This window comes from Pseudomonas sp. LBUM1676 (assembly GCF_059695605.1).
In genome coordinates this window covers 4,344,633-4,357,838 of record NZ_CP166777.1, presented here as the reverse complement: position 1 = coordinate 4,357,838, position 13,206 = coordinate 4,344,633, and the positions used below count along the sequence as shown (strand labels likewise).

Below are 13,206 nucleotides of genomic sequence, written 5' to 3'. Positions count from 1 at the left end.
GCGATCAGGCGGTGCGAAGGGGGTTGGCGGAGGCCGGACGGAAGCCGCTGAAAAAGGATTGCACCCGCGGTGGTGCCAGTTCCGCCAGGGTTGGCGGGTTCCAGCGTGGGGTCTTGTCCTTGTCGATGATCAGTGCGCGCACGCCCTCCATCAGGTCGCCTTTGTCGAACCACTGATAGTCCAAGTGCAACTCCAGGGCAAAACAGTCGGCCAGGCTCAGGTATCGACCGCGACGCAACAGCTCCAGTGTCGCGGCCATTGCCAGCGGCGAGCGGCTGTCGAGCAGCTCGACCGTCTGTTCGGCCCAGTCGCGCAGCTCGGGACGCTGCTCGCGCTGCAGCGCGTTGCGAATCGCCGATACATCAGGCAGGGCGAAATATTCATCGATCACCTGACGATAAGCCTTGAGTTCCGACCCGGCGATACGCTCGGTGGCCAGGCCGGCAAGCAGGTCTTGCAAGTCTTCGTCGGGCGCACCGGTCCAGTTCAAGTGATCAAGCGCGGCATCCAGTTCGGCCAGCCGCTCGCTGGGCAGATAGTAGTCGGCCAGCTTGGCATAGAGCGCATCGGCAGCTCGTACCTGGCAGCCTGTGACCCCCAGATAGATACCCAACTCACCCGGGAGGCGCGGCAGGAAATAGCTGCCACCGACATCGGGGAAAAAGCCGATGCCGACTTCCGGCATACCCATCCGCGTGCGCTCGGTGATCACCCGCAGCGAGGCAGCCTGTGCCAGCCCCATGCCGCCGCCCAGGACGAAACCATCCAGCAGCGCCAGCACCGGTTTGGAGTAGCCATGCAGGTACTCGTCAAGGGCGTACTCTTGCTCGAGAAACAGCTCGTGCAGGTTGTCGCCCGCCTTATGACTGTCGTACAGCATGCGGATGTCGCCACCGGCACAGAAGGCTTTTCCCCCGGCGCCACGGATGGTCACGGCGACGATCTCCGGGTCCTGTTCCCAGACCCACAGGTGCCGGCACAACAGTTTCACCATGGGCAGGTCCAGGGTGTTCAATGCGCCAGGCCGATTCAGCGTCAGGTGGCCGATGCGGTTGCGCACACTGGCCAGCACCGGGGCTTGCTGCTCGCTCATGCTTGGGCTTCCCCACGGAACAGTTTGATGATGGCGGAGAAGTCCAGGCCGCCGTTACCTTGCAGGCTGAAGGTCTGGTACAGCTGCTGAGCGGCAGCACCGAGCACCACTGGCTGACGCGCATGTTTGGCTGCTTCGGTGGCCAGGCCGAGATCCTTGAGCATCAGGTCGGTGCCAAAGCCGCCACTGTAACCACGCGAGGCCGGAGCATTTTCCAGCACGCCCGGGAACGGATTGTTGATCTCCGAGCTCCAGCAGCGACCGGTGGAGGTGCCGATGACACCGGCCAGCACCTTGGCGTCCATGCCCAAGGCCACACCCAGGGCCATGGCCTCGGCGACGCCGACCATGGAGATGCCGAGCAGCATGTTGTTGGCGATCTTGGCCACCTGGCCGTTACCTGCTGCGCCGCAGTGCACGATGTTCCTGCCCATGGCTGAGAGGATCGGCAAGGCCTGGTCGTACACGCTGACCGGGCCGCCGACCATAAACGTCAGGGTGCCTGCCGTCGCGCCGCCGGTGCCGCCGGATACCGGCGCGTCGAGCATCGGGTTGCCCTGGGCAAGGGCGAATTTGGCCACCTCGCGGGCACTTAGCGGGTCGATGGTCGAACTGTCGATCAACAGCACGCCCTGGCCAATATTGGCCAACAGGCCGTCCTTGCCGCGATAGACCTGCTTCACGTGGTCTGCGGTTGGCAGCATGGTGATGACCACTTCAACCCCGGTTTTGGCCACGCCGGCGGGCGAATCAGCGGCGTTGGCACCGGCCTCGACCAGGGCGGCGACCGCCTGCGGGAAGGGATCGAAGACGGTCAGGCTGTGGCCAGCCTTGAGCAGGTTGCGGGCCATTGGGCCGCCCATGTTGCCGAGGCCGAGAAATCCGATATGCATGATGACTACCTTTTGCGAATTGGGGACGCGCTGTCGCACATCGACCACTAATGTCTTGTATTGCCCGTTCGGTCGTGATCGGCCGACGCTGGGCGCCGGCCGGCCGAGATCATTTCAGGGTGATGGTGGTGTTCACCGAACCACCGGTGTCATCCTCGTCGAACCAGCGCTGGGTGACCGTCTTGGTCTGGGTGTAGAAGGTCACCACTTGCTTGCCGTAAGGACCCAGGTCGCCGAGCTTGGAGGCGCGCGAACCGGAGAAGGAGAACAGCGGCACCGGTACCGGGATTGGCACGTTGATGCCCACCTGGCCGACATCGATTTCTTCCTGGAAGTGACGGGCAGCCGCGCCGGAGCGGGTGAACAGGGCGGTGCCGTTGCCATTCGGGTTGGCGTTGATGATCTCGATCGCATCGCTCAGGCTCGCGGCATGCATGACACACAGCACCGGGCCGAAGATTTCCTCGCGGTACACGGACATTTGCGCAGTGACATTGGAGAAGATGGTCGGGCCAACGAAGTTGCCGTCTTGATAGCCAGGCACGCTTGGGTTGCGTCCATCCAGTTCAAGCCGGGCACCTTCTTCGATGCCACTGGCGATCAGGCTGTTGACGCGATCCAGGGCCGCGCAGGAGATCACCGGGCCGATGTCGGTACCAGGTTCGGTGCCGCCATTGATCTTGAGAGTTTTGGTCCGCTCGATCAGGTCCGGCAGCCAGGTCTGCGCTTCACCCACCAGGATCACCACCGGCAGGGCCATGCAGCGCTGACCAGCTGCGCCGAACGAGGCGCCCAGCAGGTTGTTCAACGTCTGCTGCTTGTTGGCATCGGGCAGGACGATGGCGTGGTTCTTCGCGCCCATCATGCACTGTGCGCGTTTGCCGTTCTGGGTGGCGCGGTTGTAGACATGGGTACCGACCTTGGTCGAACCCACAAAGGACACGGCCTTGATGTCCGGGTGGTCACAGATCAGGTTCACCGCATCGACGCCGCCGTGGATGACGTTGAGCACCCCCTTGGGCACACCGGCCTCCAAAGCCAGTTCCACCAGGCGCATGGTCACCAGCGGGTCTTGCTCGGACGGCTTGAGAATGAAGGTGTTGCCGGTGGCGATGGCCATCGGGAACATCCACAGCGGAATCATCGCCGGGAAGTTGAACGGGGTGATGCCGGCGCACACGCCCAGCGGCTGCATCAGGGTGTAGGTGTCAACGCCGTTGGCGACGTTGTTGGCCAACTCGCCCATCTGCAGGTTGCCGATGGACGTAGCGTGCTCGACCACTTCCAAGCCGCGGAACACATCACCTTCGGCATCGGGAAGGGTTTTACCCTGTTCGGCGGTGAGCAGGGCCGCCAGTTCCTTGATGTTCTCGCGGATCAGTTGTTGGTATTTGAAGAAGATCCGGGAGCGGGCGCCAATCGGCGTCTTGCGCCAGGTCTTGAAGGCTTCCTTGGCGCTGGCCACGGCGGTGTCCATTTCTTCGGCGGTGGCGAAGGGCACGCGAGCCAGGACTTCCTGGGTGGCCGGGTTGACCACGTCGCGCCACTCGGTGGTGCGCGATTCGACGAATTCGCCGTTGATGAGGAGCTTGACGCTTGGAATGCTGGAAGAGGTCATTTTCAGTTCTGCCTACTTTCTTTGGGTCGAGTTAAGCCACTCGGCCTGGGTGGCCGAGCGGTCGGATTTGAATTCAGGAAGGCCGGCGTACCGGCCCGGGTTCAGCCCTTGAGCTGCGGGAAGTCTTCTTCGAAGTACTCTTGCGAGCCGCGTGCATCACTCTGCCGGCGCTGCACTTCCATCTGTCGCAGTTCCACCCGGCGGATCTTTCCGGAGATGGTCTTGGGCAGTTCGCTGACGAATTCGATGCGTCGCACCCGCTTGTAAGGCGCCAGGTGCTCGCGGGCGAAGGCGAGGATATTGCCGGCCAGTTCGGCGCTCCCGGGTTCGTCATGGGCCAGGATCAGAAACGCCTTGGGCACGGCCAGGCGCAGCGGGTCAGGGCTGGGGACCACGGCCACTTCCATCACCGCCGGGTGCTCGATCAGCGCGCTTTCCAGCTCGAAGGGACTGATGCGGTAGTCGGAAGCTTTGAACACGTCGTCGGCGCGGCCGACAAAGGTGATGTAGCCCTCCGTGTCGATCTGCGCGGTGTCGCCGGTGCGGTAGTATCCATCGCGCATTACTTCGGCGGTTTTTTCCGGACTGTCCTCATAGCACAGCATCAGGCCCAGTGGACGCACGTCCAGCGGCAGGGCTACTTCACCCTCATCGCCGGGTACGCCGTCGGGATCAAGCATCGTCACCCGATAACCCGGCAGCGGACGGCCCATGGAACCGGGCTTGAGCAGTTGGCCGGGCGTGTTGCCGACCAGGGCGGTGGTTTCCGACTGGCCGAAGCCGTCGCGCAGCGGGAGGTTCCAGGCATGCAGGATCTGCTCGATGATTTCCGGGTTGAGCGGCTCACCGGCACCCACCAGTTCGCGAAGGCACAGGCGCTCCTTGTAACTGGCCAAGTCCTCCTGGATCAGCATGCGCCACACGGTGGGCGGAGCGCACAGGCTGGTGACGCCGTAGCGCTCCAGGGCGCCGAGCAGGGCCGGGGCGCTGAAGCGCGCGACGTTGTGGATGAAGATGCAGGCGCCGGCGTTCCACGGTGCGAAGAGGCAGCTCCAGGCATGCTTGGCCCAACCCGGTGACGAGATGTTCAAGTGCAGGTCACCCGGCTGCAGGCCGATCCAGTACATGGTCGACAAGTGGCCGACCGGGTAGCTCTGGTGGCTGTGCAGCACCATCTTCGGTTTGGAGGTCGTACCGGAGGTGAAGTACAGAAGCATCGGATCGGTGGCCAGGGTGCGCCCCTCGATGTCGAACTGCTCGGAATACTCGCTGGCGGCGCTGTGCGGTGTCCAGCCGGCGGGCGCCGGGCCGACGCAGATGCGGCTGCAGCCTTCACCCAGGCCGTCGAACTTGTCGACATGGGCGGCACCGACCACCAGGTGACGAACCTGGCCGCGCTCGATACGGTCGCCCAGGTCATCGGGGGTCAGCAGGGCGGTGGCGGGGATGACCACGGCGCCGAGCTTGAAGGCGGCGAGCATGGTTTCCCACAGGGCGACGTCGTTACCGAGCATCAGCAGGATGCGCTCGCCACGGCGTACGCCAAGGGCTCGCAGGTGGTTGGCCACCTGGTTGGAGCGCGAGGCCAGTTGCTGGAAGCTGTAGCGCTGTTCGCTGCCGTCTTCTTCAACAATCCACAGGGCGTTGGCCTGGTTGCCTTCGGCCATCGGATCGAAGTAGTCCAGTGCCCAGTTGAACTCGTCCAGCTGCGGCCAGCGGAAGTCACGCACGGCGGTCGCGTAGTCGGTACGGTGGGCCAGCAGGAAGTCGCGAGCGGCAAGGAAGGGTTGGCAGTTGCTGTTCATTGAAGTCTCCATCGATCGCGAGGGCGATCGGCGCGGTAGCGGGTACGGGATGGTCAAGCGGCGAGTGGGGCTTCGCTGCGGGCAGCAATGCGTACGGGACGCGTGCAGGTACCTGAAAGCGGGGAGACGATGGCAAGCATGGATGTCTTCACGGTGTATGCCCTTGTTTGTTTTTGTTGGGTCTGGCCCGGTTCAAGACCAGGCGCTTGAGCCCAGTATATGCATGCAAAAATCAATTAAAAATGCTCATAAAAACCGGTACGTTGTGCAAAAAAATCATAGCTGTGGCGCGTTGGATGGAAGGCCGCTCGCACCGTCAGGCGACGCGAGCGGCCCCCGTCTGAGGGGGATTTACCAGAGCGCCAAGGAATAGCTGAGGATCAGGCGGTTTTCATCCAGATCACTGCCGAAATGGGTCGAGCGCACCGTCGCGTTGCGCCACTTCACCCCGACATTTTTCAGCGGTCCGCTCTGTACGACATAGCCAATGTCGGTATCACGTTCCCATTCCTTGCCTTCCGGGCGGTTGCGGCCCAGATCGATATTGTCGCCGGTGAGGTAGCGGGTCATGAAGGTCAGGCCCGGAACGCCGATGGCCGCAAAGTTGTAGTCGTAGCGAGCCTGCCAGGACTGTTCGTCCTTGCTGGCGAAGTCGCCGATCTGCACGAAGTTCACCAGGAAGGCGTCGGTGCCGTTGACGTAGGCGTAGCCGGTGTCGCCGCTCATGCCTTGATAACCCAGGCCCAACGCATGCCCGCCGAGGCTGTAGGTAAACATGGCGCCGATGGCATTGTTATCGACATTGCTGCCGCCATCGTCCGTTGAACGGGCGAAGCGCAGATCCGTCTTCAACGACTGGCCGGTTGTGACTGGCAGCACGTAGGTCAGGTTGACCAGGTGCTGGCTGTAGAAGTTGTCGAGGTGACCGTAGCTGTAGCCGGTGGCGAGGTTGCCGGTCCATTTGTAGTTCAGGCTGGCGAAATCGAAGCTGTCGCTATCGGCATGACGTGTGGTGATGCCCTTGGCGCCGGTGCGGGTGATGCCCATGTCCTCGTAGTCCGAGGAGTCACGCTGGTTGACCTGCGTCAGACGCCCGGCATCCACGGTCAAGCCTTCGATTTCCAGCGACGTCAACTGGCCGCCCTTGAACGTTTGTGGCAACAGCCGTGAATCGTTGGCCAGTATCGTCGGCAGTTTCGGCAGCAGGGTGCCGAGTTTCAGCGTGCTTTTGGAGGCGCGCACTTTGGCGGTCAGGCCCAGTTCGCCGTACTCGTCCTGCGCACCTTTGCTCGTATCGCGATGGCGTTTAAGCAGGCCGGAGCCTGCGCGATCAGGGCTGGAGTCGAGCTTGACGCCGACCAGTCCGATGGCATCGAAACCGACACCGATCAAACCTTGGGTGAATCCCGATTCATAGCGCAGCAGGAAGCCCTGGGCCCATTCCTCCTGTTTGGATTGGGGGGCGTTGTCCTGACGATAATCTCGGTTGAAGTAAAAGTTGCGCAGTTCCAGGCTGGCCTTGCTGTCTGCGAGGAAGTCCGCATGGACCTGGGTGGCAAGGCTGCTGCCTGCCAGGAACAGGGTGAACAGGGTGGGTTTCATTGCTTGTCTCTTGTTTTTATGAGCAGTGTTGTTATGAGCAAGCCGATCCCGCACTGGCCGGGGCCAGTGGAGGGAAGGCTCGTTGAAGGTGCCCAGCGCGGGGCGGCGCAGGGCGGGAGTAAAAAGCGCGACGCTAAGGGGCGAATCGCGCTCGGGGCATAAACCCCGTAAAACTGCAGCGTTAGTGACTGCTGGCCATGGCAGCGCCCAGGCCGGTCTGTGCGCGGACGAACTGATCGGCATAGGCAGCGCGCTCGCGGTCGGCGCGCTCGCTACGGTCCAGTTTGGACGCCACCACGATGACCAGAAAGGCCAAAGGCATGGAGAACAGCGCCGGCTGGTCGTAGGGGAAAAGCGCCTGGGCATGGCCCAACACTCCGACCCACACCGACGGCGAACCGATGACCAGCGCCAGGGCGCTGACCAGGCCGGTCAGGCCGCCGTAGAGGGCGCCACGGGTGGTCAGGCCACCCCAGTACATGGCCATGATCAGCACAGGGAAATTTGCAGAGGCGGCTATGCCGAACGTCAGGCCGACCAGGAAGGCGATGTTCTGGCCCTCGAACACAATGCCCAGAGAAATCGCGACGATGCCCAGACAGACAGTGGCGATGCGCGACACGCGCATTTCCTGCTTCTCGTCGGCCTTGCCCTTCTTCAATACCGAGGCATAAAGATCGTGAGAGATGGCCGAGGCGCCGGCCAGGGCCAGGCCGGCCACCACTGCAAGGATGGTGGCGAAGGCTACGGCGGAGAGGAATCCGAGAAAAAGGTTTCCGCCCACCGCTTTAGCCAGGTGCATGGCCACCATGTTGCCGCCGAGCTTACCGTCGACGTAGTACTGCGGATCTGTGCCGACGATGACGATGGCGGTGTAGCCCAGGATGCAGACCACGAGGAAGAAGAAACCGATGAACACTGTGGCGAATAGCACCGATTTACGGGCTTCCTTGGCATTGGGCACGGTGAAGAAACGCATCAGGATGTGCGGCAAACCGGCGATGCCAAAGACGAGGCCGAGGGACAGGGACACCGCGTTGATCGGGTCTGCCAGCAACGTGCCCGGGCCCATGATCTGCACGCCGCTGGCGTGCACCGCCACGGCTTGGGCAGCCAGCGTCTCGAAGCTGAAGCCGAAGCGGCTCAGGGACATCAGCATCAGGGTCGTGCCGCCAGCCAGCAGCAGGACTGCCTTGGTGATCTGCACCCAGGTGGTGGCGAGCATGCCGCCGAAGATCACGTAGACCAGCATCAGCAGGCCGACCACCACCACCGCCGTGCGATAGTCGAGGCCGAACAGCAGCTTGATCAACTGGCCGGCGCCGACCATCTGCACCACGAGGTAGCAGCACACCACCGTCAACGAGCCGAGGGCGGCGAAGCTGCGCACGCGAGTCTGATCCAGGCGGAATGAGACGATGTCGGCGAAGGTGTAGCGGCCCAGGTTGCGCAGGCGCTCGGCCATCAGAAAGGTGACGATGGGCCAGCCGACGAAGAAGCCAATGATATAGATGAAGCCGTCATAGCCCCTGGTGAACACCAGGCTCGAGAGGCCCAGCAAAGTGGCCGCCGACATATAGTCACCGGCGATCGCCAGGCCATTCTGAAAACCCGTGATACCGCCACCGGCGCTGTAGAAATCGGCGGCAGAGCGCGTGCGACGGGACGCCCACCAAGTGATCAGCAGGGTGGCAAGAACGAAGACGAAGAACATGCCGATGGCATGCACATTGAGCGGTTGTTTCTCTGCGGTGATGGGGGCGGCGTTGGCTAGCAGGGGGAATAGGGCGAGAAGGGCGGGTAGGCGTTTCATGCGCGGGTCTCCTGGAGGATCTGCGCGCCGAGCACGTCGAAGCGGGTGTTGGCGGTGTGCACGTACCAGGCGGTGAGCAACCAGGACAGCAGGATAATTGCCACGCCAATCGGCATGCCGAGACTCAGGTGACTGCCGTCGTACAGTGGCAGGTGCAGCCAGGCAGGTGCAAAGGCCACCACCATGATGAAGCTGTAGTAGACAGCCAGGACCGCACCGCTCAGTGACCAGGCCAGCAGTGCGCGCTGGCGGGTGAGGCGCTGGAACTTGGGATTGGCCCTGACCTGGTCGCAGGTCTGGGCGTGGTTCGGATGGTCGGTCGTCATAGTGAGGCTCCGCTTTTAGTTGTTGTTGTTTGCCGGCCTTTTGAGGGGCGTACGGGTACCCGGGCGACGTCCCGAAGCGGGCCATCACCTGAATGCTGCTGGAGTCTTTGTTGCCCTGGCGATCTTCCGGAGGCGAGGGGAGGTTGAAATGCCATAGGTGTGGCGCCGAAAGGGAACCCGCCGTATGAGCCCTCGGCGGGCGCGAATGTGGCAGTGATTGCGCTGCCGCGCAGATGCCTTTTTTTCGGCTTGAAAGCAGTGTTTTTACCCTGCATTCATACCGTTGGCCCTGTTTGAAATCGGGGCTTTTCCGGTTGAGAAACGATGCTGGTCAAGCCAGGCTGAATGCGAGTATATGTTGGCTAATTTCCAATAAGAATCGGCGGAAAAGCCTGATGAATATGCAAAAACGCACAACGCAAACGCACGTGAATTGGGACGATATGCGTTTCTTCCTCGAGGTCGCCCGTGCTCGCACCGCCAGTGGCGCAGCACGCCGTTTGGGGGTGGACTACACCACGGTGTCGCGGCGCATCCGCGCCCTTGAGCAAAGCCTTGGCGCGCTGCTTTTCGAGAAGTCCCGAGCCTCGGGTTTCGTCATGACGGTCGAGGGGCAGCGTCTGATCGGTCATGCTGAAACACTGGAAAGTACGCTGCTGGCAGCTTGCGGGGAGGTTTCCGGAACCACCGGGGGGCTGGCCGGGCACCTGCGCATCGGCTGTACCGAAGCCTTCGGATCCTGCTTCATCACCACGCAGATGAGTCACTTCATCATTCACTATCCGCACATCTCAGTGGACATTTTGCCGGTCCCGCACTTCGTCAACCTGTCACGGCGCGAGGCGGACATTGCCATCACCCTGGAGCGGCCTGAGCGCGGTCCATACGTGTGTTCGCGGCTGTGCGACTATCGCTTGCGCCTGTATGCGACACCGGAGTACCTGGCCAATCATCCGCCGATCACCAGTAGCGAGGATTTGGCGAGTCACCCGTTCGTGACCTATGTCGAGGATCTGGCCTTCAGTTTCAAGCTGCTCTACCTGAACGACCTGCTGCCCGGCGCGCAAAGCCGCCTGCGCAGCACCAGCGTAGTCTCCCAGTATCATGCGGCGCTGGAAGGGCGCGCGCTGGCCATCCTTCCCTGCTTTCTCGCAGGTCCCGACCCGCGCCTGTGTGAAGTCCTGCCGGATCAGGTGGAGGTCACTCGACAGTTCTGGATGTACTACAGCGAGGATCTGCGCAAGCTCAAGCGGATCACCTTGGTAGCCGACTACCTGCGTGCCTGCGCGGAGCTCAATCATCCGCTGTTGATGGGCGAGTCCCGCGCGATGGCCTATCTGCCGTCACCCTGAGGTTGCAATCAGCCGTAGTTCGGTCAGCGAGCTGCTGGCAGCCTCCTGCCAACTGGCCCGGCGGGCGAAGCTGACGTAGGCGTCGACGGCGAAACGCACGCCGGGCAGCACCAGTTCCTGGGAGCGCAATTGGTCCGGGTCGAGGCCGACGGCCTGGCCCAGGCGCAGCCAGGCTTCAATGCCGCCGTCTTCGCCGGGGGCGCCGTCATGGTCGAGCAGGCGTTGGTGGATTTTGTGGTGTCTGGACCGGCCTCATCGCCAGCAGGCTGGCTCCCACAGTTGATCGCATTCCCCTGTGGGAGCCAGCCTGCTGGCGATAGACCGCATAGCGGTCTCGATGCCCTACAACACAATACTCATGCCGTCATACGCCACCTCGACATCGCGCCGATCCAGCTCGGCATCCGTGCGCTCCACGCTAACCACGCCAAAGGGTTAGCGGTTGGCGAAGTACATGGTGACTTCGAAGCCAATGCGCAGGTCGGTGTAGGCAGGTTTGGTCCACATAATCGAGTTCCTCATTATTTCTGGGTGGTTGGATTCAAAAGCTGATTGGGCATCCTTGCCACCTTTGCGCTACCTCTGCGTAATCATGGCGTGGCCTTGGCCGCAACCGGTTGCTGGGCCTTGAGGTATTCGGCGTACTCCTGGCTCATTACGTAGTGCTTAATCTTCTCGACATCGGCGGGCTCGAGGCTGTCCTTGAAGGAGGGCATGCCCAGAGGCCGGAGTATCCCGTCCAGAACGATCTGCTGGAACAGGTTGCGGCGGGATTCGTCGGACTTGCGCAGATCGGGGATCAAGCCACCACTGAGCGCGCCCACACCGTGGCAGACGGAGCAGTAGGCGCCGTACAGCTGTTGGCCTGCGGCAATATCCGCGGCGGGAGCGTCGACCGGTTTTGGCGTGCGGTTTACCGCCACCACTGTTTTTTCTGGTAGCGGCGGCAGAGAGGCCTTGCCGTCGAGTTTGAACACCAGCAGGCGACTGACGTTACCGGCCCCCGGCGCCAAGGCGGCATCGCCTCCGATCAGCGGGGCGACACCACCCCAGCCGGCCATCACGGCGATGTACTGCTCACCCTCCAGGCTGTAGGTCATGGGGGCGGCGACGATGCCGGTCTGTGCGCCGAACGACCAGAGCTTTTTGCCCTTGTCTGCCGAGTAAGCGATGAAGTTGCCGTCGGCCGTGCCCTGGAACACCAGGTTGCCGGCGGTGCTCAGGGTGCCGCCGTTCCAGTAGTGAGCGTAGGGCACGCGCCAGGCTTCCTTCTGCTTGACCGGGTCCCAGGCCAGCAGGGCACCGGAAACGGCCTCGCGGGGAATCTCGGTGGCGTCGGAGAAGCCCGCGCCGGTGTTGAAGCCCTTGCGCGTGACGAAGTCCTTGCCTTCGTTGCGATAGACCCCTGGAATCTCCTGATAGGGGATATAAACCAGGCCGGTTTGCGGGTTGAACGACATCGAATGCCAGCCGTGCGCGCCGAAGGGGCTCGGCCACATGACGATAGGCTCTTTCTCGTAGCGCACACCGGGCGCCTCCACCGGCTTGCCGGTAGCCAGATCGATCTTCTCGGCCCAGGTTACCTTGCCGAACTTTTCGGCAGAGAGCAGCTCGCCGGTCTGGCGGTCGATGACATAGAAGAAGCCGTTCTTCGGCGCTTGCATCAGCACCTTGCGCGGCTTACCGCCGATCTCCAGGGTAGCCAGGGTAATCTGCTGGGTGGCGGTGAAGTCCCAGGAGTCGCCCGGGGTCACCTGATAGTGCCAGGCCAGCCGGCCGCTGTCCGGGTTGAGCGCGAGGATCGAGGACAAGTAAAGGTTGCCGCCGCCACCGGGGCTGCGCAGCTCGCGGTTCCACGGCGAACCGTTGCCGGTGCCGACGTACAGCAGGTTCAGTTCAGGGTCATAGGCCATGCCGTCCCACACCGTGCCGCCGCCGCCGAGCTTCCAGTACTCGTCACCCTTCCAGGTCTTGGCCGCTTCGGCCAGCTCTGGGTGTTCGTAGGGCTTGTTCGGGTCGCCGGGCACCGTGTAGAAACGCCAGGCCATCTCGCCGCTCTCGGCATCGTAGGCGGAGAAGTAGCCACGCACGCCGTACTCGGCGCCGCCGTTGCCGATGATGACCTTGCCCTTCACCACACGCGGCGCACCGGTGATGGTGTAGGGCTTGCTGTTGTCGGTGGTCTGCTGACTCCACACCTGCTTGCCGGTTTTTGCGTCGAGGGCAATCAGTCGGCCGTCCAGGGTGCCAATGAAGACTTTGCCGTTCCACAGCGCGACACCGCGGTTGACCGCGTCACAGCATGCGTCACGGGCCTTGTCGCGAGCGATCTGCGGATCGAAGGTCCAGAGCGTCTTGCCGGTGCGCGCATCCACCGCGATCGCGCGGCTCCAGGACAGCGATGCATAGAGCACGCCGTCGGCGAATAGCGGCGTGGCTTCCAGGCCGCGGTGGTTATCCAGGTCGAGGGACCAGGCCAGGCCCAGCTTGCCGGCGTTCTTCGCGGTGATCTGGTCCAGTGGGCTGAAGCGCTGTTCGTCATAGGTGCGGCCATGGCTGAGCCATTGGCTACCGTCTTGCTTGCTGGCAATGATGGCGGCCTGGTCGACCTGTGTGGCGACGGCCAGCGGCGCCAGCAAGGCGAAGGCCAGGCCAGCGAGAATTCGGGATGCAGACTGCGTGTTCATAGACGCAGGACTCCTGT

At 62.8% G+C, this 13,206-nt stretch carries 10 protein-coding genes and 1 pseudogene; 1 reads left to right on the top strand and 10 read right to left on the bottom strand.

The features are described from left to right. Positions 1–4: 4 nt before the first annotated feature. From ACA041_RS20210 to ACA041_RS20180, 7 genes are all read right to left on the bottom strand, one after another. On the bottom strand, positions 5–1,093 hold the full coding sequence (locus tag ACA041_RS20210; RefSeq protein WP_497436481.1) for an enoyl-CoA hydratase/isomerase family protein: 1,089 nt from the start codon (positions 1,091–1,093) through the stop codon (positions 5–7). Then, positions 1,090–1,986 carry a 3-hydroxyisobutyrate dehydrogenase gene (mmsB, locus tag ACA041_RS20205; protein WP_497436478.1) on the bottom strand — a complete coding sequence of 299 codons (897 nt, stop codon included), beginning with the start codon at positions 1,984–1,986 and terminating at the stop codon, positions 1,090–1,092. Before mmsB ends, ACA041_RS20210 begins: the two co-directional genes overlap by 4 nt. Positions 1,987–2,095: 109 nt before the next feature. After that, the gene (locus ACA041_RS20200; protein ID WP_497436474.1) at positions 2,096–3,604 is read right to left on the bottom strand and encodes a CoA-acylating methylmalonate-semialdehyde dehydrogenase; all 1,509 of its coding nucleotides are present in this window, start codon (positions 3,602–3,604) and stop codon (positions 2,096–2,098) included. 101 nt (positions 3,605–3,705) lie between these two features. Continuing rightward, positions 3,706–5,409 (bottom strand): AMP-binding protein, encoded by a 1,704-nt coding sequence (locus ACA041_RS20195; RefSeq protein WP_497436471.1) that lies wholly within the window; start codon positions 5,407–5,409, stop codon positions 3,706–3,708. Between the two features lie 351 nt (positions 5,410–5,760). Beyond that, the gene (locus ACA041_RS20190) at positions 5,761–7,011 is read right to left on the bottom strand and encodes an OprD family porin (protein WP_497436468.1); all 1,251 of its coding nucleotides are present in this window, start codon (positions 7,009–7,011) and stop codon (positions 5,761–5,763) included. A 181-nt stretch (positions 7,012–7,192) separates the two neighbouring features. After that, positions 7,193–8,824: a cation acetate symporter gene (locus ACA041_RS20185; RefSeq protein WP_497436466.1), complete on the bottom strand. Its 1,632-nt coding sequence runs from the start codon at positions 8,822–8,824 to the stop codon at positions 7,193–7,195. After that, the gene (locus ACA041_RS20180; protein WP_497436461.1) at positions 8,821–9,150 is read right to left on the bottom strand and encodes a DUF485 domain-containing protein; all 330 of its coding nucleotides are present in this window, start codon (positions 9,148–9,150) and stop codon (positions 8,821–8,823) included. The genes ACA041_RS20185 and ACA041_RS20180 overlap by 4 nt, the downstream gene beginning before the upstream one ends. A gap of 401 nt (positions 9,151–9,551) precedes the next feature. On the opposite strand from ACA041_RS20180, the gene ACA041_RS20175 reads away from it, so the two are divergent. Continuing rightward, a complete protein-coding gene (locus tag ACA041_RS20175; RefSeq protein WP_497442130.1) occupies positions 9,552–10,502 on the top strand; it encodes a LysR family transcriptional regulator in 951 nt (316 codons plus the stop codon). Between the two features lie 15 nt (positions 10,503–10,517). Here the strand turns inward: ACA041_RS20175 and ACA041_RS20170 are convergent. From ACA041_RS20170 to ACA041_RS20160, 3 genes and pseudogenes are all read right to left on the bottom strand, one after another. Then, a pseudogene (locus ACA041_RS20170) lies at positions 10,518–10,727 on the bottom strand (thiaminase II/PqqC family protein); the annotation flags it as partial. Positions 10,728–10,937: 210 nt separating this feature from the next. Further along, positions 10,938–11,009 (bottom strand): pyrroloquinoline quinone precursor peptide PqqA, encoded by a 72-nt coding sequence (gene pqqA, locus ACA041_RS20165; protein WP_003243383.1) that lies wholly within the window; start codon positions 11,007–11,009, stop codon positions 10,938–10,940. 83 nt (positions 11,010–11,092) lie between these two features. Then, positions 11,093–13,189, bottom strand: a complete 2,097-nt coding sequence (locus ACA041_RS20160) for a PQQ-dependent dehydrogenase, methanol/ethanol family (protein ID WP_497436457.1) — start codon at positions 13,187–13,189, stop codon at positions 11,093–11,095. Between the last annotated feature and the right edge of the window lie 17 nt (positions 13,190–13,206).